26 protein-coding genes and 1 riboswitch are annotated in these 24,303 nt (G+C 63.7%); of the genes, 14 read left to right on the forward strand and 12 right to left on the reverse strand.

Translation table 11 applies throughout. The annotated features are described in order from the left end of the window. Positions 1-144 precede the first annotated feature (144 nt). The 3 genes from ftsE (at position 145) to NKI95_RS03310 (ending at position 2,633) form a co-directional block, all read left to right on the forward strand. Positions 145-804, forward strand: coding sequence for a cell division ATP-binding protein FtsE (ftsE, locus tag NKI95_RS03300; protein WP_023677923.1), 660 nt, complete (start codon positions 145-147; stop codon positions 802-804). Further along, a complete protein-coding gene (locus NKI95_RS03305) occupies positions 797-1,780 on the forward strand; it encodes a cell division protein FtsX (protein ID WP_352505094.1) in 984 nt (327 codons plus the stop codon). The genes ftsE and NKI95_RS03305 overlap by 8 nt, the downstream gene beginning before the upstream one ends. An 88-nt stretch (positions 1,781-1,868) precedes the next feature. Next, positions 1,869-2,633 carry a YdcF family protein gene (locus tag NKI95_RS03310; RefSeq protein ID WP_352714186.1) on the forward strand — a complete coding sequence of 255 codons (765 nt, stop codon included), beginning with the start codon at positions 1,869-1,871 and terminating at the stop codon, positions 2,631-2,633. A gap of 16 nt (positions 2,634-2,649) precedes the next feature. On the opposite strand, the gene NKI95_RS03315 is transcribed toward NKI95_RS03310, so the two are convergent. Then, a complete protein-coding gene (locus NKI95_RS03315) occupies positions 2,650-3,270 on the reverse strand; it encodes a pyridoxamine 5'-phosphate oxidase family protein (RefSeq protein ID WP_352714187.1) in 621 nt (206 codons plus the stop codon). A 133-nt stretch (positions 3,271-3,403) separates the two neighbouring features. Between NKI95_RS03315 and NKI95_RS03320 the strand changes: the two genes are divergently transcribed. After that, positions 3,404-4,312, forward strand: a complete 909-nt coding sequence (locus NKI95_RS03320) for a LysR family transcriptional regulator (RefSeq protein WP_352714189.1) — start codon at positions 3,404-3,406, stop codon at positions 4,310-4,312. 107 nt (positions 4,313-4,419) lie between these two features. Then, positions 4,420-5,220, forward strand: a complete 801-nt coding sequence (locus NKI95_RS03325) for a lysophospholipid acyltransferase family protein (protein ID WP_352714191.1) — start codon at positions 4,420-4,422, stop codon at positions 5,218-5,220. A 27-nt stretch (positions 5,221-5,247) separates the two neighbouring features. On the opposite strand, the gene NKI95_RS03330 is transcribed toward NKI95_RS03325, so the two are convergent. Next, a complete protein-coding gene (locus tag NKI95_RS03330; protein ID WP_352714193.1) occupies positions 5,248-5,871 on the reverse strand; it encodes a LysE family transporter in 624 nt (207 codons plus the stop codon). A gap of 77 nt (positions 5,872-5,948) precedes the next feature. Further along, positions 5,949-6,896, reverse strand: coding sequence for an aldo/keto reductase (locus tag NKI95_RS03335; RefSeq protein WP_352714195.1), 948 nt, complete (start codon positions 6,894-6,896; stop codon positions 5,949-5,951). Between the two features lie 325 nt (positions 6,897-7,221). Here NKI95_RS03335 and NKI95_RS03340 point away from each other — a divergent pair, with 325 nt between their 5' ends. Further along, complete coding sequence (locus tag NKI95_RS03340) at positions 7,222-8,202, forward strand: quinone oxidoreductase family protein (RefSeq protein ID WP_352714197.1); 981 nt, start codon at positions 7,222-7,224, stop codon at positions 8,200-8,202. A gap of 20 nt (positions 8,203-8,222) precedes the next feature. Here the strand turns inward: NKI95_RS03340 and NKI95_RS03345 are convergent, their stop codons facing one another. Then, positions 8,223-8,756 carry a gamma-glutamylcyclotransferase gene (locus NKI95_RS03345; RefSeq protein WP_352714198.1) on the reverse strand — a complete coding sequence of 178 codons (534 nt, stop codon included), beginning with the start codon at positions 8,754-8,756 and terminating at the stop codon, positions 8,223-8,225. Between the two features lie 114 nt (positions 8,757-8,870). Between NKI95_RS03345 and NKI95_RS03350 the strand changes: the two genes are divergently transcribed. Beyond that, a complete protein-coding gene (locus NKI95_RS03350) occupies positions 8,871-9,872 on the forward strand; it encodes a DUF2125 domain-containing protein (RefSeq protein ID WP_352714199.1) in 1,002 nt (333 codons plus the stop codon). A gap of 134 nt (positions 9,873-10,006) precedes the next feature. On the opposite strand, the gene NKI95_RS03355 is transcribed toward NKI95_RS03350, so the two are convergent. Together NKI95_RS03355 and hisC are read right to left on the reverse strand one after the other, a co-directional pair. Continuing rightward, positions 10,007-10,942 (reverse strand): prephenate/arogenate dehydrogenase family protein, encoded by a 936-nt coding sequence (locus NKI95_RS03355; RefSeq protein ID WP_352714200.1) that lies wholly within the window; start codon positions 10,940-10,942, stop codon positions 10,007-10,009. A 6-nt stretch (positions 10,943-10,948) separates the two neighbouring features. Next, the gene (hisC, locus tag NKI95_RS03360; RefSeq protein WP_352714201.1) at positions 10,949-12,058 is read right to left on the reverse strand and encodes a histidinol-phosphate transaminase; all 1,110 of its coding nucleotides are present in this window, start codon (positions 12,056-12,058) and stop codon (positions 10,949-10,951) included. A 138-nt stretch (positions 12,059-12,196) separates the two neighbouring features. Next, positions 12,197-12,274, forward strand: a riboswitch (SAM riboswitch). Between the two features lie 92 nt (positions 12,275-12,366). Here hisC and metX point away from each other — a divergent pair. The 5 genes from metX (at position 12,367) to NKI95_RS03385 (ending at position 16,800) form a co-directional block, all read left to right on the forward strand. Then, positions 12,367-13,536 carry a homoserine O-acetyltransferase MetX gene (gene metX, locus NKI95_RS03365; protein WP_352714202.1) on the forward strand — a complete coding sequence of 390 codons (1,170 nt, stop codon included), beginning with the start codon at positions 12,367-12,369 and terminating at the stop codon, positions 13,534-13,536. Positions 13,537-13,651: 115 nt separating this feature from the next. Next, positions 13,652-14,266 (forward strand): methionine biosynthesis protein MetW, encoded by a 615-nt coding sequence (metW, locus tag NKI95_RS03370; RefSeq protein ID WP_352714580.1) that lies wholly within the window; start codon positions 13,652-13,654, stop codon positions 14,264-14,266. Between the two features lie 222 nt (positions 14,267-14,488). After that, on the forward strand, positions 14,489-14,740 hold the full coding sequence (locus tag NKI95_RS03375) for a hypothetical protein (RefSeq protein ID WP_352714204.1): 252 nt from the start codon (positions 14,489-14,491) through the stop codon (positions 14,738-14,740). 253 nt (positions 14,741-14,993) lie between these two features. Beyond that, positions 14,994-15,740 carry an SDR family NAD(P)-dependent oxidoreductase gene (locus NKI95_RS03380; RefSeq protein ID WP_352714206.1) on the forward strand — a complete coding sequence of 249 codons (747 nt, stop codon included), beginning with the start codon at positions 14,994-14,996 and terminating at the stop codon, positions 15,738-15,740. Positions 15,741-15,774: 34 nt separating this feature from the next. Beyond that, on the forward strand, positions 15,775-16,800 hold the full coding sequence (locus NKI95_RS03385; RefSeq protein ID WP_352714207.1) for an RNA polymerase subunit sigma-70: 1,026 nt from the start codon (positions 15,775-15,777) through the stop codon (positions 16,798-16,800). Positions 16,801-16,817: 17 nt separating this feature from the next. On the opposite strand, the gene NKI95_RS03390 is transcribed toward NKI95_RS03385, so the two are convergent. The 3 genes from NKI95_RS03390 to NKI95_RS03400 form a co-directional block, all read right to left on the reverse strand. Then, positions 16,818-17,624 (reverse strand): DUF1194 domain-containing protein, encoded by an 807-nt coding sequence (locus tag NKI95_RS03390; RefSeq protein WP_352714209.1) that lies wholly within the window; start codon positions 17,622-17,624, stop codon positions 16,818-16,820. 76 nt (positions 17,625-17,700) lie between these two features. Then, a complete protein-coding gene (locus tag NKI95_RS03395; protein WP_352714210.1) occupies positions 17,701-19,533 on the reverse strand; it encodes an ABC transporter ATP-binding protein/permease in 1,833 nt (610 codons plus the stop codon). A 130-nt stretch (positions 19,534-19,663) separates the two neighbouring features. After that, positions 19,664-20,434 (reverse strand): class I SAM-dependent methyltransferase, encoded by a 771-nt coding sequence (locus NKI95_RS03400; protein ID WP_352489400.1) that lies wholly within the window; start codon positions 20,432-20,434, stop codon positions 19,664-19,666. Between the two features lie 98 nt (positions 20,435-20,532). On the opposite strand from NKI95_RS03400, the gene gloB reads away from it, so the two are divergent. Both gloB and NKI95_RS03410 read left to right on the forward strand, forming a co-directional pair. Further along, positions 20,533-21,300: a hydroxyacylglutathione hydrolase gene (gene gloB, locus NKI95_RS03405; RefSeq protein WP_352471442.1), complete on the forward strand. Its 768-nt coding sequence runs from the start codon at positions 20,533-20,535 to the stop codon at positions 21,298-21,300. 21 nt (positions 21,301-21,321) lie between these two features. Further along, a complete protein-coding gene (locus NKI95_RS03410; RefSeq protein WP_352714212.1) occupies positions 21,322-21,750 on the forward strand; it encodes a cupin domain-containing protein in 429 nt (142 codons plus the stop codon). 4 nt (positions 21,751-21,754) lie between these two features. Here the strand turns inward: NKI95_RS03410 and NKI95_RS03415 are convergent, their stop codons facing one another. Genes NKI95_RS03415 through NKI95_RS03425 form a run of 3 tightly spaced genes read right to left on the reverse strand, consistent with a single transcriptional unit; the run spans position 21,755 to position 24,163 of the window. Further along, positions 21,755-22,426 (reverse strand): lysoplasmalogenase family protein, encoded by a 672-nt coding sequence (locus tag NKI95_RS03415; protein WP_352714214.1) that lies wholly within the window; start codon positions 22,424-22,426, stop codon positions 21,755-21,757. Further along, positions 22,423-23,328, reverse strand: coding sequence for an aromatic amino acid exporter YddG (yddG, locus tag NKI95_RS03420; RefSeq protein ID WP_352714216.1), 906 nt, complete (start codon positions 23,326-23,328; stop codon positions 22,423-22,425). The genes NKI95_RS03415 and yddG overlap by 4 nt, the downstream gene beginning before the upstream one ends. 43 nt (positions 23,329-23,371) lie before the next feature. Next, positions 23,372-24,163: a DUF3108 domain-containing protein gene (locus NKI95_RS03425; protein WP_352714218.1), complete on the reverse strand. Its 792-nt coding sequence runs from the start codon at positions 24,161-24,163 to the stop codon at positions 23,372-23,374. Positions 24,164-24,303 lie beyond the last annotated feature (140 nt).

Raw genomic sequence — 24,303 nt, forward strand, 5'->3', positions numbered from 1 at the left:
CGGAAATGGTTAACGCTTCCCCACCGGAACCCCTGTGACTCGCTCGAAAAGCCCCCAAATTAACTGTCGGTTAACCATGCCGGCCGATGGTCTTTCCACAGAAAGGGCTGGCATCTTGCCGCCGAGAATTTCAGGTCGTCGAAAGTGATCCGCTTCGAAAATGTCGGCCTCCGTTATGGCATGGGTCCGGAGATTCTCCGCGACATCTCCTTGCATATTCCGGAGCGCTCCTTTCAGTTCCTGAGCGGGCCTTCAGGCGCCGGCAAGACGACGTTGCTGCGGCTTTTGTTCATGTCGCTGAAGCCGACGCGCGGCCTGATCACCATTTTCGGCAAGGACCGCTCGCGCATCTCGCGTACCGAATTGCCGCATCTGAGACGACGCATCGGCGTGGTGTTCCAGGACTTTCGCTTGCTCGACCATATGACCACCTACGAGAACGTGGCCTTGCCGCTGCGCGTGCGCGGCCGCGAGGAGGCGACCTACCGCACCGACGTCACCGAGCTGCTGAAATGGGTTGGCCTCGGCGAGCGCATGCATGTGCTGCCGCCGGTGCTGTCTGGCGGCGAGAAGCAGCGCGCCGCGATCGCCCGAGCGTTGATCGAGCAGCCCGAGATCCTGCTCGCCGACGAGCCGACCGGCAATGTCGACCCGCCGCTAGCGCGACGCTTGCTGCGGTTGTTCATCGAGCTCAACCGGCTGGGAACCGCCGTGGTGATCGCCACACACGACCTTGGCCTGATGGAACAGGTCGACGCACGGCGAATGATTCTGGCCGGCGGAAGGCTGGACATCTATGACTGAGCTCTCCGTCGAACATTTCGAGGGTCAGGACGCCGCGGCGGCAAAGCCCCGCGTCCAGCGCAAAATGGCGCCGATCGTGCCGGCGCAGAACATCGCCGGCCGGGCGCTGGTGCTGGTCATCGCCATCATGACGTTTCTGTCCTGCCTGACGTTTGGCGCCGTAACGCTGGTACGTGACACCGCCTCCGTCTGGGAGAACCAGATCTCGCGCGAAGCGACCATCCAGATCAAGCCGGTCGACGGCCTCGACATGGAGGCCGCACTTGCGCTGGCCTCGCAGATCGCGGGCGAATTCCCTGGCGTGAAAAGCGCCAGGATCGTCGACCGCGAAGCAACGGCCCGGCTGCTCGAGCCTTGGTTGGGCTCGGGCCTGAACATCGATGAGCTACCGGTGCCGCGCTTGATCATCATCACCATCGACGAGAACAGTCCGCCCGATTTCGCCGCACTTCGCGCGGCGATCACGCCGAAGCTGCCGAGTGCCTCGCTCGACGATCATCGCACCTGGGTCGACCGGCTGGTTGCCATGGCGCGCACCACGGTAACGATCGGTATTGCAGTGCTGGCGCTGATGCTGTCGGCGACGGTGCTGACCGTGGTGTTCGCGACGCGCGGCGCCATGGCCGGCAACGGCCACATCATCGAGGTGCTGCATTTTGTCGGCGCCGAGGCGCGCTTCATCGCGCGCGAATTCCGCCGGCATTTTCTGGTCACCGGCATGAAGGGCGCCGCGGCAGGCGGCGCCGCGGCGATCCTCGTCTTCATCGTCTTCTCCTGGTGGTCGTCACGCAACATGGCAACGCCGCAGGCCGACCAGGCGACCGCCCTGTTCGGCAATTTCGCCATCGGCTCCGCGGGCTATCTCGGGGTCGCTGTCATGGTGCTGGTGATCGGCGCGCTGACGGCGGCAACCTCCCATTTCACCGTGGTTACCTATCTCAGCGACATCGACATTCGCCAGCCGGACGCCGGCTAAAGGAAAGATCGATCACGGATGAAAACGTATCGTCACGAAAATTGCATTTTTTTCCTACCAAAGGCCGTATTTCGGGATTAACCATTTCATGATGGACGTTCGGGACTCGACCGATACCGGTGGGTGCATGCCAGTGCTGGTTGCGCGTCCGCATGAATTCGCCGGGCCCGATGAATTTGCCAAGGCGGATCAATTCGCCAAACATGGGCGGCTGCTGGCAGCCCGCTCCTTGCGCATCTCGGCTCTCCTTCTGCTCGCCTCTATGGCGCTGTTTGTCGCCGGCTTCGGCTGGTTCGCCAATACCGTCAGCCGCCTGACTACGCCCGCCAATCCGGCAAGGGCCGACGCTATCATCGTGCTGACCGGCGGCCAATCGCGCCTCGACGCTGCGATGGGCCTGCTTGCTTCAGGCAAGGGCGAGCGGCTGCTGATCAGCGGCGTCCATCCTTCCGCCAGCCGCCGCCAGCTTCAGGCCGCAACCGGCGGCGACAAGAGGCTGTTTTCCTGCTGCGTCGACATCGACCGCGCCGCGCTCGACACGATCGGCAATGCCGAGGAAAGCGCCAAATGGGTCGAGGACCATGCCTACGGCACCGTCATCCTCGTCACCAACAATTATCACATGCCGCGCAGCCTGCTGGAAATGGGCCGGCTGCTGCACGGCGCCAGGCTCGAGCCCTATCCGGTGGTCAACACCAACCTCGAGAATGGCGGCTGGCTGACCAAGCCGGAAGCGCTGCGCGTGCTGTTCACCGAATACAACAAATACCTGCTGGCGCTGGCGCGCGGCATCATGCCGGTGAAGCAACCGCCCAACGGCGTCACGCTGGCCGACGCCGCAGGCGGAAACTGAACGGCACCGACACTTTTTATTCTCTGGCTGCTGCACCCGAGCGCAAGCGCGCGATCTCCTGCTCGAGCCGTTCTATGCGCCTGTCGCGTTCGGCCAGTGCTGCCGCCACGTCGGCCGCTTCGAAACGCTGCGGGATGTGCTGCGAGCAATTTGAATCCCAAGCCGCAACCGCAAACAGGATGACCTGCTCGGGTCGCGCCTGATAGTCTTGCGGCATAAGCTTTGCTGTCAGCTCGCCATCGCCCTCGACGACGCGCGCTTTGCCCCAGATCTTGATGCGCTGCCGGTGTGCATAATCGATCAGGAACAGGAAAGCCTGTGGGTTGTCGCTGAGATTGCCCTGGGTGATGAACTGCCTGTTGCCGGCAAAATCGGCAAAGCCGATCGTCCGCTGGTCGAGCACCTTGAGGAAACCGGCAGGCCCGCCGCGATGCTGGATGTAAGGCTGCCCGTCCGCATTGGCGGTCGACAGAAAGACGCTGGTCTGCGCCTCGATGAAGGCGGCGAGATCGGGCGTGATTTCCGCCTGCCAGCCGCCACGCTCCTCGACACGGGCATAGGCCTCGCGCGAGCCCTTGCGGGCCTGGATCGCCTTCACCGTCGGGGTGAAGGCGACATCGCTGGTGTGAGCGTTCATGAAAACCCTCCTTACGCGCCGAGTTGCGCTGCATTGTTCACTCACGAAATAGGGCCTTCCATCTTCGAGATGCAGATGCCATACCTGCAACCTATCCTTCCATTTTTCGGAAGGGCAAATTTTCGGGAGAGCTATGGATCGCCTCCAGTCCATGTCGCTTTTCGTTGCCGCAGCGGAGACAGGCAGCCTCTCGGCTGCCGGGCGCCGCTTCGGCATTCCGCTGACGACGGTCAGCCGCAAGGTTTCGGACCTGGAAAAGCACCTGAAGACACGGCTGTTGAACCGCTCGGCGCGGCAGCTGTCGCTGACCGATGCAGGCCACGCCTATCTCGCCGCCTGTCGTCGCATTCTCGATGAGGTCGGCGAGGCCGAGCGAATTGCCGCCGGCGAATACAGCGCCCCGACCGGCGAACTGATCGTCACTGCGCCGATCGTCTTCGGCCGCCTGCATGTGCTGCCGGTCGTCACCGGCTTCCTCTCCGTCTATCCTGAGGTAAGTGTGCGGCTGACACTCGCCGACCGGATAACCCAGTTGGTCGAAGAGCACATCGATCTCGCCATCCGCATCGGCGAGCTTGCCGATTCGAGCCTGATCGCCACCCGCCTGGGTTCAATCCGCCGCGTCGTTTGCGCGAGCCCGGCCTATCTCACCGAGCACGGCACACCGAAAACGCCGCAAGAGCTTGCAGCACACAGTGCAATCACCTTCGAAGGGCTCACCGCCGCAGCCTGGAGCTTCGCCACCGGCAAGGCTGAATTCAGCGTGCCGGTCCGCTCCAGGTTACGGGTCAACACGGCTGAGGCAGCAATCGATGCGGCGATTGCCGGTGTCGGCGTGACGAGGCTGCTTTCCTACCAGATCGCCGCCGCAGTCCGGTCGGGTACGCTGCGCCCGGTGCTGCAGGAGTTTGAGCCCGACCCATGGCCGGTGAGCCTCGTCCATGCCGGCCAAGGGCTGCTGCCGGTGAAACTGCGCGCATTCCTCGACTTCGCCGCCCCGCGCCTGAGACAGCGCCTGCTGCAGGCGGCGTGGCAAACGTGACGAAGACGGCCCATCGCAAGGCCGGGCCGATCGCCCGCCTCGCGGCGTTTCCTTTTTGCCGGCGCTTGGTGTAACCAACGCACACCTCCTCACCGGGCACTTGCTGTATGCTCTATCTCCGCTCGCTGGCGTTCAATCTCGCCTTCTACCTCAATTTGATCGTCCAGATGATCCTCTGGACCCCGTATTATTTCCTGTCGCCGCGCCATCGCGCCTGGTTCGTGCCGAAATTCTGGTCGCGCACCAGCATGTGGCTCTACGACAAGATCGCCGGCACCAGAAGTGAGATCACCGGCCGGGAAAACCTGCCTGAAGGCTCCTTCATCCTGGCGCCGAAGCACCAGTCCTTCTGGGACACGATCGCTTTCCTGCCGTATCTCGACGATCCCGTTTACATATTGAAGCGGGAGCTGACCTGGATCCCGTTCTTCGGTTGGTACATCTTGAAGATGCGGATGATTCCGGTCGATCGCGGCAGCCGCTCGAAGGCATTGAAGATGGTGATCGCCGCGACCAAACAGGAATTGGCGCGCAATCCGCGCCAGCTCATCATCTATCCCGAGGGCACGCGCCGGGCGCCGGGCGACGAACCGGTCTACAAATACGGCATCGTCGAACTCTATGCGCAACTTGGCATTCCAGTCGTGCCAGTCGCTCACGTCGCCGGCCTCTATTGGCCGCGCCGCAAATTCCTGCGCTATCCCGGTACGATCAAGGCGCGCTTCCTGCCGCCGATCCCGCCCGGCCTCGGCAAGGAAGAATTCATGCAGCGGCTGATCGGCGAGACGGAGGCCGCCTGCGACCAGCTCCTCGTCGAGGCGTCGCAGACGCCAAACCCGCCGCCGTTGCCGCCGACGGCGGTGAAACGGCTTGGTGAGCTGGACGGGAAACCCGAATTGAAAGGCTGAGGCAACGGCCGCGGATGCCAGAATGGCTCACGGCAGGGCAGCCAGGGCGGCTGTTGCAATCAGCGTCACCGCAAACACCAGATTGATGATCCGCGACGCCAGCGGTTTGTGCAGCAAACGTGCAAAGGCCGCGCCGGCGAGAAGCCACAAGAGATGAATGGCAACGATCATCAAGACGAGAACCGCCAGCTTGGCTGAAATAGCAAGACCGGCGGCGGCGCCGGAAGACGCGCCGGCGAACACGGCGGCAATCGCCACATAGGCTTTCGGGTTGGCAACGGCCAGAAGGAACCCGCCAAGGAAGGTGGGAAGGGCCGCGCCACCGACGCGTGCCGCCAGTGGCGGCGCCGTCGCTATCTTGAACGCCAGGTAGAGGATGTAGGCTGCCGAGACGACCGCCAGCAGCGCTGCGAGCTTCGGCAGCGCGGTGAGAACGGCCATGATGCCGGTCGCCACCACCAAAAGCACGAGGACCGTGCCGACAACGATCCCCGAGGCATAGCGGAGCGAATCGCGCAGGCCGAACGCGGCGCCGACCGCGGTGACACTTATCGTCGCCGGCCCCGGGCTGCCCATGACGATGGCCGATGCCAGCACAAGCGCCAGCAATTGCTGCCATAGCTGCTGATCGAGAAGAACCTGTCCGGCCATGCGGCGTCCTGCATCCTGTGACGATGCAGGGACGGTAGGACAAGACAGCGGTGCCGGTCTTGAACGATCGTGCGCGGCTATGCGCTGGCCTTGTCGAGCTCGGCGATATCGTCCGGGCTGAGCTGCAACGACGCGGCACGCACCAGGCTGTGGAGCTGGTCGAGCGTCGTCGCGCTGGCGATCGGAGCGGTGACGCCGGGCCGCGCCATCACCCAGGCAAGCGCCACTTCCGCTGGCTTGGCCGAATGTCTGGCTGAAACGGCATCGAGCGCTGAGAGAATGAGCATGCCGCGGGTGTTGAGATAGCCCTTCACGCCGCCACCGCGCGGGCTTTTGCCGAGGTCGGCCTCGCTGCGGTACTTGCCGCTCAGAAACCCCTTGGCGAGGCTGAAATAGGTGATGACGCCGATGCCCTCGGCCACGCACAGATCGCGCAGCGGACCATCGAAGGACGAGCGGTCGTAGAGATTGTATTCCGGCTGCAGCACCTCGTAACGCGGCAGGCCGCGCAGGCTTGCCACGTCGAGTGCGGCGCGCAACTGGGCGGCGTCGAGGTTGGAAGCGCCAGTATAGCGGATTTTGCCCTTATCGAGCAGTCTCTGGTAGGCGCCGAGCGTTTCCTCATAGGGAGTGGCCGGATCAGGCCAGTGCGACAGATAGAGATCGACAGTATCGACCTGCAGCCTCTTCAGCGAGGCGTCGATGGCCTTTTCGATATAGGCGGCGGACAGGTCCCTCTTGCCCTGTCCCATGTCCGAGCCGACCTTGGTGACGACGACAACCTTTTCGCGGTTGCCGCGGCTCTTCATCCATTTGCCGATGATGGTTTCGGATTCGCCGCCCCGGTGGCCGGCAATCCAGCGCGAATAGGAATCGGCCGTGTCGATGGCGTTGAGGCCGGCGTCGACGAAGCGATCGAGCAGGTCGAAGGAGGTTTTCTCATCGGCGGTCCAGCCGAAGACATTGCCGCCCAGAACCAATGGCGCGATGGATAGGTCGGTGCGACCGAGACGACGTTTCTGCAAGGCTGATCTCCATGGTGATTCATGCTGGGGCGGGTGGGAGCCGCCGACCGGGCTAACTATGTCGCGCCGCGGCGACGTCAAACGCATAGCCTCCTTTCCAGCCCGCCGGCGCTTCACAAAACCGCGACCCGCCGCGCCGCGTCCGGGATATCCAAACCAGCAGCCTCTGAAGAAACGATCTGGCAAGTTTAGCACATAGATTGTCAAATCTGCCAATTCTGACTTTTGCCGGCCGACCGTAGGTTCCACGGCACCGACGCAAGTCTCGGCACGGTCTGGCCGGGCCCAGACTGTTTGCCCCCGATCGTTTGTTATGGAGACCGGCATGAAAGCAATTGTATTTGACGCCATCGGCTCGCCGCGCGACGTGCTCTATGTGGATGACCTGCCGATGCCGCGGATCGGCGACGACGATGTGCTGCTCAGGATGGTCTCGGCCTCGATCAATCCGGGCGACTTCCTGTTTATCCAGAACCTCTATCCCGAACCGAAGAAGCCGCATTTTCCCCAGCAGATCGCCGGAAACCATGGTGCCGGCATCGTCGAAGCCGTTGGCGCAAACGTCCGGTTTGAACCGGGCACGCTTGTCGCGTTCAGCTATTATGGCAGCTGGGCCGAGTACGCGGCCATTCCCGCCGACTGGCTGATCCCGTTGCCTGCCGGCTATCCTGTCGAACGCGCCGGGCAGATGGTGAACCCCATTACCGCGTGGGATCTGCTGGTGGATTCCCGTGTGCGGCCTGGCCAGTGGCTGGCTGTCACGGCCGGCTATTCGTCGATTTCGACAATGGTGATGCAGTTCGCCCAACGACGCGGCATCAACGTCATCGCGGTTGTGCGGCGCTCGCACCAAAGCTTCGACCTGAAAACGCTTGGCGCCGCTGCCATTCTTGACCTTTCGGACTTGAAGGCAAGTATCCGGGAAGCGGTGATGGATATCACCGGCGGCGCCGGATTGAACGGGATTATCGACAATGTCGGCGGACCTGTCAGCGGCGAATTGATCCGCACCCTGGCGCTCGGCGGGCAGATGGTGATCAATGGCGGCATGAGTGCCGAGCGCTTCGAACTGCACAATTTCGATGTGTTGCTGAGCGGCGTCGAGATCAGGGCGAATATCTATCGCTATTTCTTTTCGCCGCCGGTCGAAGCCGACCGACCTGTCCTACGCGAGATCATCGACACCTTCGGCCAGCCCGACTTCCACGTTCCTGTCGGCGGTCTCCACGCGCTGACCGAGTTCAAGCTTGCCGTGGCAAACAGCCTGGATCGCGCCGATCTTGGAAAACAGATTTTCAGGACATAGCCCAGGCCACGACACCGAGGCTACGTCGCGATCCGTCTCGTCACGTCTTCCAGCCAGTGATCGCTTATACCCAGTGCTTCGAGGTGCTCCAGCGTGCTGAGCACGTAATCCTCATTCCTCCCCGACTGGCCGACGGCGCCGCGAACGACGGTCGCCGCCTCGGCCGGGTCGAGCGCACCGGCATATTGCTCATGACTGCGGTCCACGACATAGGCGACGGCTTCGACCATCTCGCCCCCATCCGTTTCACTCTTGTCGAGGCGAACGCTGAGTACACGTTCGAGATAGACGTTGGTGACCAGTTCGCGCTCGCGCAGATAGGTGATGACCTCGTTGCGCAGCTCGCCTGGAACCCGGAACGCCAGCCCGATGCAGGAGCCGCCGCGGTCGAGGCCGAGCACCAGGCCCGGCCGTTCGCGCGTGCCGCGATGCACGAAAGAATAGACGCAGAGCGAACGGCGATAGCCATGCAGGCGGGCGCGCCGCGTCTCGACATGGGCGAATCCCGGCCGCCAGATCAGTGAGCCGTAGCCAAAAACCCAAAAATCGCCCATATCGCCAAGCCTGATTGTGACGAACCACCCCACCGGTGGTGTTTCAGTCCGTCTACCCGTTGTTGCCGCAAGCGACAGCCCGCCCGTGCCACCCGCGTTAACGAAAGCCGCAGCATGACGTCAAGTGACGAGCGCCCGCCGCCCAGCCAACGTCGCCGCCTGTTGTGGCTTGCCGCATTCATTCTCGTGCTGTTCGGCATCTACAGCGCGGGCTGGTTCTACCTGGCGGACCTGGTCGAGAGCGCGACCGACAAGGCGGTCGCCGATCTCGACGTCAACGGTATCAAGGCCGAGTGCGCCAATCTCGCGGTTAGGGGCTATCCCTTCAGCTTCACCCTTTCCTGCGACAGTCTGGCTTACGAGGACGACCGCCGCAACGTCGCGGCATCGACAGGCAAAATCAACGCAGCCACGCAGATCACCCGGCTTTTGTCGCCTGCCGCCGAGCTCAGGGGGCCGCTCAGGACCTCTGTTCCCGGCATGACCCCGCTGTGGATCGACTGGGATGATCTGCGGGCCGACATGAAGCTGTCCTGGCCGCTGCCGAGGCGCCTCTCGCTGCAGGCAGAAGGCCTGTCCGGCCAGACCGATCCGGCAGACGACACCGATCCCGTCTCGCTGTTCAGCGCCGGAACCGCCACCGGACAATTGCGCCCAAACGGCCCGGACATCGACTATGCCGGCAATTTCACCGATCTTGAAATCGACGCGGCGGCCATCGACGGGCGCGTCTTGCCGCCGCTTGACGGCAGCGGCGACGTGACGCTGAAGAACGGCGTGACGCTGATCAAGGCAAATCCGAAGAGCCTGCGCGGCCAGGCGGCCGAAATCCACGAGCTCGATCTGTCGTCCGGAACTGCGCGCATCACCGTTTCCGGACCGCTGTCGGTCGATGACGACGGTCTCATAAATGCCGACCTGACGATCAAGCTCACTGATCCGAAGGCCGTGGCGGCAATCCTCGCCACCGCCATCCCCGAGCAGAAGAGAGAGATCCAAACCGGCTTTGCCGGACTGGCGCTGCTCGGCAACCAGCCGTCGATGCCGCTTAAGATCGTCAGGGGCAAGGCCTCGCTCGGCTTCATCCCGCTCGGCAAGATCAAGCCGCTCGACTAGAGCAATTCCAGGAAAAGTGTGAAACGGTTTTCCGTCCGGAATTGCGCAAAAACAAAGAGATAGAGCGGTTCGGCGTTTCTGTGAAACGATGAACCGCTCCAAGCCGGTACGGCCTGCGATCGGCTTGCCGCGGCTTATCCCTTCGGCGGGTGTTCGACTGCCTGGCGGCCGAAATCCGGTACGTCGATGTCCTGGCCGGCCTCGATGATCGAGCGGCGGACGGCGCGAGTGCGGGTGAACAGGTCGAACAGTTTTTCGCCGTCGCCCCAGCGGATCGCCCGCTGCAGCGAGGAGAGATCTTCGGAAAACCGCGCCAGCATTTCGAGAATGGCGTCCTTGTTGTGCAGGCAGACGTCGCGCCACATGGTCGGGTCGGACGCCGCGAGACGGGTGAAGTCGCGAAAGCCGGAAGCCGAGTATTTGATGACCTCGGACTTGGTCACCGACTCCAGATCGTCGGCGGTACCGACGATGTTGTAGGCGATGATGTGCGGCAGGTGCGAAACGATGGCCAGCGTCATGTCGTGATGCTGCGGGTCCATCGTGTCGATGTTGGAGCCGCAGCGGCGCCAGAATTCCGAGAGCTTTTCCAGTGCCGCGGGATCGGTGCCGGGCAGCGGCGTGAAGATGCACCAGCGGTTCTCGAACAGTTCGGCAAAACCGGCATCCGGTCCCGATTTTTCGGTGCCGGCCAAAGGATGGCCGGGGATGAAGTGCACGCCATCAGGGACATGCGGCTGCATCTGCGCGATGACCGACGCCTTGGTCGAGCCGACATCGGTGAGGATGGCGCCCTTCTTCAGCGCCGGTGCGATCTCCGCGGCGACGGTACCCGAAGAGCCGACCGGCACCGAAACGATGACCAGATCGGCGTCGCGAACCGCCTCTTTCGCGTCCGTCGTGTAGGTGTCGCCAAGGCCAAGTTCGCGCGCCCGCGCCAGCGTCTCCTCGCTGCGCGTCGAAATCGCGACTTGGCCGGCCATTCCCTCGCGGCGGATGACGCGGGCAAGCGACGAGCCGATCAGGCCGATGCCGACCAGCGCGATCTTTTCGAACATCGGTGAGGTCATGGTGTTCTAGCTTTTCAGGAATGTCGCGAGTGCTGCGACAACGCCGCGGTTGGCCTCTTCGGTGCCGATGCTCATGCGCAGCGCGTTGGGAAAACCGTAGCCGGAAACGCGCCGCAATATGTAGCCGCGCTGGCTGAGGTAGTCGTCGGCCGCCTCCGCCGAATGCTTTTTGTCCTCGGGAAAGTGGATGAGGATGAAATTGCCGACGCTCGGCGTCACCCGCAGCCCAAGCCCCTCCAATTGCTCGCTCAGCCAAGCCAGCCAGGTCTCGTTATGCGCGACGCTGCGTTCGATGTGGGCGCGGTCGCGGATCGCCGCGATGCCGGCCTCGATTGCCGTCGCATTGACATTGAAAGGTCCCCGCACGCGGTTGATCGCGTCGATGACGTGCATTGGCGCATACATCCAGCCGATCCGCGCGCCGCCCAGGCCCAATTTGGAGAAAGTGCGGGTCATGACCACGTTTTCCGCGCTGCCCACCAACTCGACGCCGGCTTCATAGTCGTTGCGCCGGACATATTCGGCGTAAGCGGCATCCAGCACCAGAAGCACGTTTCGCGGCAGGCCGGCATGCAGGCGGCGCACCTCCTGGAACGGCACGTAAGTGCCGGTTGGATTGTTTGGATTGGCAAGGAAGATGATCCTGGTGCGCGGCGTCACCGCGGCAAGGATCGCGTCGATGTCGGCGCGTTCGTGGGTCTCCTTGACCGTTACCGGGACCGCACCGGCCGACTGTATATAGATCTTGTAGACCATGAAGCCGTGTTCGGTGATGATGGCTTCATCGCCGGGTGCGAGGTAGGTCTGCGCCAGCAGGCCCAGAATCTCGTCGGAGCCGTTGGAGCAGACGATGTTCGCCGGGTTGAGCCCGTGCACCTCGGCGATCGCTTCCCTCAGGCGCCTGGCGCTGCCGTCGGGATAGACCGCGAGCTTGTCGGCGACCGCGCGCGCGGCCTCTATCGCCTTTGGCGAAGGACCGAGCGGGTTCTCGTTCGCCGACAATTTATGGACCTTGGCGACACCTTCAGACGCCGCGCTCTTGCCGGGCACATAGGCTTCGATGTCCATGATGCCGGCGCGGGGCGTTGGACGTATCTGATCCGGTGTCTGGCTCATTCCATGAAATCCGTCGAGGATGCCTCCATCCGGAGGCCGCAGCGGAAATACAAGCCGTGGCCCGGAATGTCGAGGGGCGGCAATTCGGGATCAAGAACTTGCCGTTGACGAAGCCATGCGCGAGTCATAGAAGAACGGCTACAGTTCCGTGGTGATTTGGCCGGTCGGCTTGCAGCCACGTTAAACAACTTGCTAAAGGGCCGTTTGCATCCTGTAACCGGCTTTGCGAAGGCATGGCCGGTTTTTTGTTGCCCTGACTGGTTGTTGCTCCAGACTGGCGGCAGCTGAAGCCCGGGCAAGGAGATGTGATGGTCGCTTTGCGCGCTCGAAAAACCAACAACGAGGCCGACCAGCCGTCGAGCCCGGTGTTGCGTTTCGGCGCCGACAAGCCGCTCAAGCTCGACGCCGGCACGCTGCTGTCGCCGTTCCAGATCGCCTACCAGACCTATGGCACGCTCAACGACGCGCGCTCCAACGCCATCCTCGTCTGCCATGCGCTGACCGGCGACCAGCATGTCGCCAACACCAATCCGGTGACCGGCAAGCCGGGCTGGTGGGAAGTGCTGATCGGCCCCGGCAAGATCATCGACACCGACCGTTTCTTCGTAATCTCGTCAAACGTCATCGGCGGCTGTCTCGGCTCCACCGGCCCCGCCTCGACAAATCCCGCCACCGCCAAGCCCTACGGGCTCGACCTGCCGATCATCACCATCCGCGACATGGTGCGGGCGCAGCTGAAGCTGGTCGAGCATTTCGGCATCGAACAGCTGTTCAGCGTGCTTGGCGGCTCGATGGGCGGCATGCAGGTGCTGCAATGGGCCTCCAGCTATCCGGAGCGCGTCTTCTCGGCGCTGCCGATCGCCACCGGCGCCCGCCACTCTTCGCAGAACATCGCTTTCCACGAGGTCGGCAGGCAGGCAGTGATGGCCGACCCGGACTGGCACGGCGGCAAATATTTCGAGCATGGCAAGCGGCCGGAAAAGGGGCTGGCGGTGGCGCGCATGGCCGCCCACATCACCTATCTGTCGGAAGCAGCGCTGCACCGCAAGTTCGGCCGCAACCTGCAGGACCGCGAAGCGCTGACCTTCGGCTTCGATGCCGACTTCCAGATCGAGAGCTATCTGCGCCATCAGGGCATGACCTTCGTCGATCGCTTCGATGCCAACTCCTATCTCTATATGACCCGGGCGATGGACTATTTCGATCTCGCCGCCGACCATGGCGGCCGGCTGGCCGATGCCTTCGCCGGCACCAAGACGCGCTTCTGCCTGGTTTCGTTCACCAGCGACTGGCTGTTCCCGACCGAGGAGAGCCGCTCGGTCGTGCACGCGCTGAACGCGGCCGGCGCCTCGGTCTCGTTCGTCGAGATTGAGACCGACCGCGGCCACGACGCCTTCCTGCTCGACGAACCGGAACTGTTCGCCGCCATCAAAGGCTTCATCGCCTCGGCCGCGCGGGCGAGAGGGCTCGGCGCATGACCCCGAAAAGTTGCAGGCTGTTCGGATCAGGACCATGCGCCAGGCATCAGCGCATGACCCCGAAAAGTTGCAGGCTTTTCGGATCAGGATCATGCGTCAGGCAAGAGCCGAACGCATGAGCGTCAACCGCGCTCAGCGCGTCGACCTCGAAGTCGTCGCCGATCTTATCCCGCCGCAGTCGCGGGTGCTGGACGTCGGTTCCGGCGACGGGCTGCTGCTCGAATTGCTGCAGGCTACCAAGAAGGTCGATGGCCGCGGGCTGGAACTGTCGCAGCGCGGCGTCAACGAATGCGTGGCGCGCGGCCTGTCGGTCATCCAGGGCGATGCCGACAAGGATCTCCAATTCTATCCCGACAAGGGTTTTGATTTCGTCGTCTTGTCGCAGACCCTGCAGGCGACCCGCAATCCGAAGCTGGTGCTCGACGAACTGCTCCGGATCGGCAACCGCGCCATCGTCTCATTCCCGAATTTCGGCCACTGGCGGGTGCGCTTTTCGTTGCTCTTCAACGGCCGCATGCCGGTGACCAAGGACCTCCCCTATTTCTGGTACGACACACCCAACATCCATTTTTGCACCATTCGCGACTTCGTCAATCTGTGCGACGAGCTTGGCGCGACGGTGGAAAAGGCAACCGCGCTCGACGCCAACGGCCAGCGAATCGGCTTCTCGATGCCGTGGTGGTTCTGGAACTTTTTCGGCCAGCAAGCGGTGTTTCTGCTGAAGCGATAGGTTTGACAGGCAGAAGCAACGATCCCCGATCTGCGCAAGAAACCATATTTTCAATTTTCCAGCCAATGAAGTTGCCGGCAGTTTTTGTTGCTTTAACAGGGTCTATCGGTTGGTTTGGGGGAAGCAATGAAGACAATAATATTAGCGACAGCTTTGATATCGGTCGCTTTGATCTCCGGATGCACGACATCGAAGACCGATTTCCAGAATGGACAAGTCGCGTTGAGCGGCAGCCCGGCGCTGAAACGACAGGCGATCCAGCGGTGCATGACCAAGTTCAAGATGCGGTTCGGCAAGGTTGAAAGGGCAAACCTCGCTGCGCTCATGAACGTCCCGGACGCCGGACTGGACCACACGTTCTGCACGCGATTGATGAACGGCTTCGCGAACGGCAGGATCAACTACTCGGATTACCTCGCTGCATTGTCGCACGGCGACATGTCCAACGCGATCAAGGTGCTGCAGGGGCGGTGAAGCTGCCGATGATGCGGACGCGATCCAAATTCGGTGCCGCCGGCCAAACGGCGACACCATAGAAATAGAAGCTGCCCTTAGCCGCTCCTCTTCTATTCAAGCAAGACGACGCGCAGCCTTCGCGGCTTTGCGGGAGGCCTGCCTGTCACCTGAGAGACTTTTCCGACCAGCACCGATGATTTCCCCTCGCCTGCGCTGTCCTTATCGATGAGCGCGCCTGGATGGTCCGGCGGCCGGGATAGAGAGGTGATCCATGGGATCGTTGCAAGGTCAGAATGTCGTCGTCGTCGGAGGCAGCCGTGGTGTTGGCCGCTCCATCGCGGAGGCCGCCCTCAAGGAGAAAGCGACGGTGCTGGCCGTCGCCCGCGGAAAACAGGCTCTGGCGCAATTTGCCTGGGAGGTCTCGGGTGTGAAGACGCTCGCGGTCGATGCGACGGTGGACTCCGCCCCCGATAAGGTCTTCGCCGCGCTGGAGCCGGACGTGCTGGTGATCTGTGCAGGTGCGCTGGCGCCTTCCGCGCCGGTGCATGAACAGAACTGGAAGGCGTTCTCCGCAAACTGGGACACGGACGTCAAGGCCTCGTTCCTGTTTTGCCGGGCCGCTCTGCGGCGTCCGCTCAAGCCGGGAACCCGGATCGTTCTGATCTCCAGCGGCGCGGCCTTGACCGGCGGGCCACCGAACGCCGGCGGCTATGCCGGCGCAAAACGCATGCAGATGTTCCTGGCCGGTCATAGCCAGAAGGAGGCCGACCGGCTCGGCTTCCGCCTGCGCTTCATGGCGCTCGCGCCGATGCGCATCATGCCGGAGACCGGCGTCGGCAAGGCCGGCGTCGACAGCATCGCGGCCTATATGGGCATCCAGCCGGCGGACTTCATCGCCGCCATGACCGACATGCAAACGCCGGCCGATGTCGGACGGGCGGTGGTCGCGCTCGCCACCGGCCAACCGCAAGGCAGTTCCTTCATGGTGAGCGGGAGCGGCCTTGCACCGGCCGCCTGAGGCGCGCGTAATGCGAACCTAACCCGGAAGTCCCATGACAGACGCTCAGCCACCTCTGGACCCAGCACGCCAGCCGATTCTCGATCGGCTGGCCTTCGAGAAGGTCACGGCCGCGCATCGCCGCGAGCTCAAGCTGCATTGCTATCGCATGATGGGTTCGCTGCACGAGGCCGACGACCTCGTCCAGGACACGTTGCTTCGCGCCTGGCGCGCAAGATCGGAGTTCGACGGGCGGGGTTCGGTTCGCGGTTGGCTCTACATGATCGCGACCAACGCTTGCCTCAACGCCATCAAGGCGAGGTCGAGGGCGCGTCGCATTCTCCGGGAACCCGGACGGCCGCCCTCCCACGGGGCGGCCATGGGCGGGCCTGTAGCCGACATCGCCTGGCTGGAGCCCTACCCCGACGCGGAGCTTCCAGACATTGCCGGCAGCGAGCCAGGTCCGGAAGCTCGTTACGAGAGCCGCGAGGCCGTCCAGATCGCCTTCGTCGCCGCGATCCAGGATCTGCCGCCCAGACAGCGCGCCGCGCTGCTGCTTGCCGACGTCCTCGGATGGTCGGCTGTCGAGGCGGCGCGTTTGCTGGGCGGATCGACGGCTTCGATCAACAGCGCGTTGCAGCGGGCCCGCGCAACGCTGGCGGCGCGCTATCCTCAGGGACGGCCGGCCAGCCGATCACGGCCCAGCCCCGAAGAAGGCATGCTGCTCGAACGCTACATGCAGGCCTGGCAGGCCGCCAATCTCGACAGCTTGATCGAGCTCCTGCGTGAGGACGCCATCTATACCATGCCGCCCTGGCGCGAATGGTATCAAGGCCGCGAAGCGATCCGCGGTTTCTTCGAGACCGTTTGGCCGAGGTTTGGCGGCTTCCGCACGCTGGCCACCCGCGCCAATGCCCAGCCGGCGGTCGGGGTTTATTCCCGCAGCCACGATGGCCCTGAATGGCGGGCCCATTCCCTGCATGTGTTCGACGCGGCCGAGGGCGGGATCGCTTCCTTGACGATCTTCATAGGGCCGCTCGGGCCATCTCTGTTCCCGGCCTTCGGCCTGCCACCAGCCTAGCTTACCCCTGGCAAGCCTTACCGGTCGAGTTCCGGGAAATACGGGTCGGAGAAAAACCGCCGGTCGCGCTCGCCTTGCAGGCAGTCGATCGGTGCGTCGACGCGGATCGTCCTCGGATCTTCCCTGGGATACTCGATGCCGCTGACCTCGAGGATCAGTTTGCGGCGAGTGGCGGTGGCGAATTCGGAAGCAGCATAGATCGGCAGCACGAACGAGCCCGGCCCGCCGGTAACGCATTCGGCATAATACCGGTCGAGATGACTGAAGGTAGGTGACGGGCTGATCAGGATCGGCAGGCCGTTGATGACGATGCCCTTCGCCAGCGCCGCATCGCGTGCCGTTGTGACCGGCAAGCCGGTGTTGTTTGGGCCGTCGCCCGAGACGTCGATGACGCGGCGTTTGCCGGCGAAGGCCGTGCCGTTGAAAAGCTCGGCGCCGAAGGCCACTGCACCGGAAATCGAGGTGCCGCGAAAGCTCCTGAACGGGCGGGCCGCGATCTTGTCGGCGAAAGCGTTGGCGCTCTCCTTGCTGTCGACGACCTGCCAGGCAATGACCGCATCGTCGCGGATCGTGCCGGCCCATTCGAAATAGGCGATGGCGATGCGGCCGGAGGTGCCGGCACGCACGGCGTTGATGAAGTCGGGGTGGCGCAGCGCCGCGACATAGCCGGCGCGCTGCAGGGCAAACTCCCTTTCATCCATCGACTGCGAGATGTCGACGGCCAGCACCAGTTCGACATCGACGGCAATTGCATTGGCGGGCGCGGCCGCAGGTGCCGCCGGGGTGCAGGCAAGGCAGGCGAGCAGGGCGAGAGCGTCAAGCATGGCCGATCGGAACGTCCCCATCTGAAACGATCGCGACAGTTTTTCGCCGCGATCGCGGCGAAATAAAGCTTGCCTTCTATTTCTTTCGGCCAGCCGAGGCGATAGCCGGGGGCGGTTCGATGGCACCTGCCCTGATACGGGCGGGCTTGAGTGGCGGTTGGCCGGCATCCTTGACGATGGTCAACGCCCGCCGGAAAAAGCGGGCATTGTGCTGGCCGCGGCCGATATTGAGGATCGCGGCGTCGGGAAGGCGCTTCTCCAGCATCGACAGCACTTGCCTCAGCGTCGGGCCGTCGAACGCGTCCAGCGCCTCGTCGATGATCACCCATTTCGGCCGTCGCAAGGCGAGCCTGGCAAAGGCCAACAGACGCTGCTCGTCGTCGCTGAGTTCACGCTCCCAGCGCGCCGAGCGATCGAGCGAGGACGACAGGCGCTGCAGCCCGACATCCGCCAGCACCTCCGAAATCTCGGCATCGCTCGCCTCCGCCGCGCCGTCTGAATGGTTGAGCACCTCGCGCAGCTTGCCGAGCGGGAAATAGGGCGTACGCGGAACAAAGATCGGCGCTTCTCCGGCCGGCATGCCGATGCGGCCGCTGCCCCATGGCCACAAACCGGCAATGGCGCGGAAGAACAGCGTCTTGCCGGCGCCCGGATCTCCGGTGATCATGACGCGGTCGCCGGCGCGGATTTCAACATGCGGCTCGGCAAGCTTGGTGCATCCCTCCGGCGAGGCAATCTCAAGTTTCTCGAAGGTGAGGCTGCCGTCCGGATTTTCGCCGAAGGCGATACGCCTTTCCGTATTGTGCAGCGCGTCGGTGTCGCCGAGCGCGATGCGGAAGTCGGCGACCCGCATCAGCGTGGCGCGCCAATCGGCGATGCCGCCGATATTGTTGATGAACCAACGCAGCGAGGAATGGACCTGGTTGAAAGCGCCGACTGCCATCATCAAGCCGCCAAAGCTGATATCGCCGGCGAAATAGACCGGTGAAGCGACAAGGATCGGCGCGACGACAGTGATCCAGCCATAGGTGTCGGTAACCCAGGAAAGATTGATCTGGGCGCTGTAGATGCGCCGCATGGCGCCCAGCACCATGCCAAGATCGAATTCGAGGCGGCGCCTGGCATCGGCCTCGCCATGCGCGAGCGCGATGGCATCGACATTCTCGTTCACGCGAACCACCGAGGAGCGCAGCTCCGCTTCGCGCGTATAGCGATCGTTGTTGAAGCGGATCAGCGGCCGCCCGACCAGCCAGCTCAACCACGAAGCGGTGCCAGCATAAAGGATCGCCGCCCAGACCATGTAGCCGGGTATGGCCAGCGAATGGCCGCCTATGTGGAAGACGAAGCCGGAAGACAGCGACCACAGAACCCCAACAAAGGAGGCAAGCAGGATGCAGGACTGCAGCAGGCCGATGCCGAGGCCGGTGGAAAGATCGGAGAGATGCCCGGCATCCTGCTGCAGGCGCTGGTCGGGATTGACGCCGATGGCGCCGGCATGGGTCAGCCGGAAGGCACGCGCCGGCCGCATCCATTCGTCGATCAGGTCGAGCGTCAGCGCCTCGCGCAGCTTCAGGCGGAGCATCTGGTCGAGCCAGGTCTGGCCGACATTGAGCACCACAAGCCCGCCGGCGATGCCGGCAAAGACCAGAAGCTGATGCAGGAAAGCCGGCATGTCGCGCCGCGCCAGCGCGTCGTAGAAAGGCTGGTTCCAGCGATTGAGCAGAATCTGCCCGATCGAGCTCGCCACGATGACTGCGACGATGCCGATCGCGGCCCAAAACAATTGCCTTCGCACTGGCGAGGTGGTCAGCGCCAATTTGATTGTTGCCAGCTGCTCACGCAGGCTGCTGGCTTCAATCGACGTGGCAAGCTTCTGGGCACTGGCCTCGACATCCGGAAGATCAGCCATGAGTGGATCCTTGCATTCGGAAGCGGTGCTGAAACCCGGTCATAGAATCGACCGCGTATGCCTTCAATCGGGCAGCCAACCTGTCCGCGACAGATAGGTGAGAAAAAGCCTGCGTCGGATCACGAACGCGTCATCTTGGCGGCGCCAGACGTTCGGTCCGCGACAGCCGGCCAAGCGTCGGCGCGCCATGCGGCGAGAGAACCGGCACGAAGACACGGCGGGACGCGCGCTGGGCAACCGGCACGCCTTGATAGAGCCGCTTCTGCGCCTCGACGACGATAACGCCCGAAAAGATCGGCCAGAAGCGCCGGCCGGCGCGTTCCAGCACATTGTGGAACTGCATCATGAAGCGTCGCGGCGACGGCGGGAAGAACAGCGCATCGGACCACGCCGCCGGCGTGAAATTCGCTTCGCGCAGCAATTCGGTCAGCTGGCCGCGCGAGAACGGCCGGCCATTGCCGAAAGGCGTGTGCTCGAAGCGCGCCCAGACGCCGCGCCGGTTGGGCACGACGATGACGACACGGCCGGCCGGCGACAGCACCCGCCAGATCTCGTTCAGCGTCTCGCGCGGGTTCTCGACATGTTCGAGCGAATGGACGAGCAGCATGCGGTCGATGCAGGAATCGACCAGCGGCAGTTCCTCATCGAAGACCAGGGCGGTCGCTGTCGGCCCGGTCGCCGGCCAGACCACTGCGCCCTGCGTCGCCGGCATGAAGGCAAAGACACGCTCGGCATCGCTGCCGAAGCGCTCCAGCCACGGCAAGGTGTAGCCGAGGCCGACCAGCCGCTCGTTGGGCACGACGGCCCATATCGAGGACAGCGCCATGGTGATCGAGCGTTCGGCCAGGCGGCCGAGCGTGGTCGAATAAAACGAACGGAGGTCGACAATGTCTGAATGCATGGGCGGAACGGTAGCTTCGAAGCAGTCCAAGTTCAACAAAGGCAGATGACATCGGCTGGCAGGCGCCCTATGTCTGCGCCAATAAAGGGAGAGATACGATGCCGGTCGAGATCGAACAATTCATGTGCCGCAGCGACAATTTCGGCGTGCTGGTGCATGACCCGAAAAGCGGTCAGACGGCGCTCATCGATGCGCCCGAGGAGGCGCCGATCCTGGCGGCGATCAAGCGCACCGGCTGGACCCCGACGATGATCCTGACCACTCACCACCATCTCGACCATGTCGAGGCCAATCTGGCGCTGAAGGAGCGTTTCAAGCTGCGCATTGTCGGGCCGGAAGCCGAAAAGGCAAAGATTCCCGGCATCGACGAAACTGTCGAGCAAGGCTCGGTCGTCCACCTCGGCGACGAGCGGATCGAGGTCATCGCCACACCCGGCCACACGGCAGGCCACGTCACCTATCATCTACCGGCGTCGAAAGTGGCATTCGCCGCCGACACGCTGTTTGCGCTCGGCTGTGGGCGGCTGCTCGAATGCAAGCCGCCGGTGATGTACGAATCCTTGAAGAAGCTCGCGGCGCTGCCGGCCGAGACGGTCGTCTATTGCGGCCATGAGTATACGCTGGCCAATGCCCGTTTCGCGCTGACCGTCGACCCGACCAATTCGGCGCTGAAAGAGCGCGCCGCGAAAGTCGAGGCGCTGCGCGCCGACGGCAAGCCGACGCTGCCGACGACGATCGGCGAGGAACTGTCGACCAATCCGTTCCTGCGCTGGCACGATCCGGCGATCCGCAGGCATCTCGGCCTGGAGAAGGCCTCCGACGCCGAAGTGTTCGCCGAGATCCGCAAGCGCAAGGACAATTTCTGAGCGGCGCCAGGAGCTAGGGTCATGACCAGTTCCGCCGAAATCATCGCCCTGCTCGGCCTGAAGCCGCATCCGGAAGGCGGCTGGTATGCCGAGACCTTTCGCGACGGCGCGGCAGGCACGCGCGGCCATTCGACGGCGATCTATTTCCTCCTCGAGAAGGACCAATTGTCCGCCTGGCACCGGGTCAAGGACGCGGCCGAGGTCTGGCATTTCTATAACGGTGCGCCGCTGGCGCTGTCGATACACCGAGAAGGCGGTCCCGTCATCGAGGAGATCCTCGGTACGGCGCTTGCCGCGGGCGAGCGGCCGCAGATCGTCGTGCCGGCAGGCTGGTGGCAGTCGGCACGCAGCCTCGGCGAATGGACCCTGGTCGGCTGCACCGTGGCGCCGGGTTTCGATTTCGCCGCCTTCGAACTTGCCGAACCAGGCTGGCTGCCGGGCACGCCCTAGGCACCTAGCCCAGCAGGAAACCCAGCGTGATCGCGAGCTGGCCGGCGTAATACAGCGCCCAGACCGCATGGCGCACCCAAATGCGATGCGGCGAGATGGCGGGCAGCAGGAACCTTTCCGAAGCGAGCAGCCCGTCGGACAGGATGAGCAGGACGATGCCGCCAATGACCCAGACGCTGTTCAGGGTGAGCGCCGCAATGCCCATGGCAAGCAGTGCCGCGGCATGCACACCGATCGGCAAACGCAAGGCGGGGCCGACGCGGCGCCGGAGCGCGAAAAGCATGGCCAGCACCGACACGACCATCGCCAGCACGATCGCTGCCCGCCATGGCTCGGCCGAAAGCAGTCCGAGGCCGCCGCCGGCACGCAGGAACAGCACGACGTAAAGCACATGCGCGGCAAGAAAGCTGGCCGTGCCACCAAGAAATGCCTTCTCGCCGTCGCGCGACAGGAAGGCGTCGCCGATGGCACTGGCGCCCAGCGCGGCGACGAGCAGCCATGGGCCGCCCTGCTGCACGACCAGCACCGCCAGCATTGCAACCGCCAATGTCCTTGCCGCCGACCGCGAAAGACGCGGCCGCATGCCGAGGCTGAACGCGTAAATCACCGTCGCCGCCAACGAAAACACCAGCGTCGCATTGGCATTGGCATCGATGCCGCCGGGAAACGGCATCATGCGTTTGCCTCGCTCGTAGCCCTCTTGCGCAGGAACAGCGATTTCGCCGCCAGCGCCGCGCCGCCGGTGATCAGCACGCAGGCGGCGAGGATGCGCCATGACGGCTCGGCGAAGCCGGCGGCGATCAGCACCAGTGTCGACAGCAGCGGCGCGGCATAGCTCGCCGCCCCCAGCACCTGGATGTTGCCGCGCTTGACGCCTATGTCCCAGGCATAGAACGCCGCCCCCACCGGCATCAGACCGAGGCCGAGCACGGCCAGCCACTGGCCGGCGCCGTCGGGCAGCACCGTCTGTTCAAGCAACAGATGGCAGACGAGCGAAAGGGCCGCGGTGGCGGCGCAGAACCAGGTGACGGTGCTGGTCGGTACCGACGGGAAGCGCCGCGACAACAGCGAATAGGACGACCACAGCACCGCACAGACGCCGGCCATGGCGTAGCCGAAGGCATAACGCGCATCGAAGGCAAGCCCGCCGCCCTTGGTGACGATCAGGACCGTGCCGGCAAGGCCGAGCAGCGCGCCGACGATATGGTTCCAGGCCAGCCGCTCGCCAGGCATCAGCGCCGATCCCAGCACGATCAGCAGCGGCCACAGATAGGCGATCAGACTGGCCTCGACGGCCGGCGCATTGCGCAGCGCGGTGAAGTAGAAAAAGTGGTAGCCGAACAGGCCGGCAATGCCAATCACCCAGACTTTGCGTGGTATTTTGACCTGGCGCGGTGTCTTCGCGGCGCCGTCGGCTGCCGGCATGAACAGCCGGGCAACCAGCCCGACGCAGGTGCCGATCGTAAAGGTGATTGCCGAAAGCAGGAACGGCGGCACGGCGCCCGAAGCATCCGTAAGCAGCGCCAGCAGCGCCCACATGGCGACCGCGGAGAAGCCGATCAGTGTTGCGCGCGCCATATCCGTCGCCCCCGTGCCCATCGTTGGCGGCGCACCATCACGCCTATTCGTTTGCTTCGAACCGCTCCGCGCTGATCGTCAACGGGCCGATTTGCGTGCTGACCGTGGCGCGGATCGGCGCATATACGCCGCTTTGGCCGACCGGTGCAAACGTCACCATGATGCGGCTGCGTTTCTTCAGGTAGTTCAGCGCCTTGCGGTTCTTGCGGTAGCCGGCCACCGGCTCGAAGCCTAGCCTGCAGGTGACCGTATCGCCCTTGTAGCCGGTCACCGAGATCGACCCTTTCGACTCGTAGGTCAGTTTCAGATCGGCACGCATTTCGCCGTCATAGAGCTTCACCGTGCGCCCGCAGACCTGGTCGAGGCTGTCGGCATGGATGACGGTCGCGGCCATCGGATCGAGGACGGATACGAGATCGCTGCCGACCAGCGGTATCCAGTTGTTGGGATTGCGCTTCTTCGGCTCAGGCACGACCTTGGTCGAGGTGACGACGCCGTTGGCAAACTGGATGTCGATCATCGATGCCTTCTTGCCGGACGTGTAGTCGGCGTGGAACGCTTGCGGCTGCAACTGCTTGCCCGAAATCTTGCCCTTCGACGAGATCGTGCCTCGCGTATCGTCGAACAAAGTGGCGAGCCCGGCGGCGGAGACGCTGCCCTCGATCGAATAGGTGTCGCCCTCGTAATCGCTGGAGAATTTCGCCTTGGCCACGGAGAGGCCGAGGAACGACACCGAATACTCGCCCGTGAAGGATTGCGGCTCTGCGGTCGAAGCCGTCGTCGACAGCACGACGGCCACCAACACGATCAGGGCATGGAGGAAAGAACGAGGCATGGCGGGTCCTTGATTGTCGACCGGACGGGCGGCTCCGGTCTGGCATGTCCCTGTGCGACCGTTTATAGGCTGAATTCCGGCCTTAATGTGAAAGGCGGCTTCGGCAGGAAACGCTGGGGCTGGTCGGTGGGAGCTGACGG

Source organism: Mesorhizobium sp. M0306 (genome assembly GCF_040321655.1).
Classification (GTDB): domain Bacteria; phylum Pseudomonadota; class Alphaproteobacteria; order Rhizobiales; family Rhizobiaceae; genus Mesorhizobium.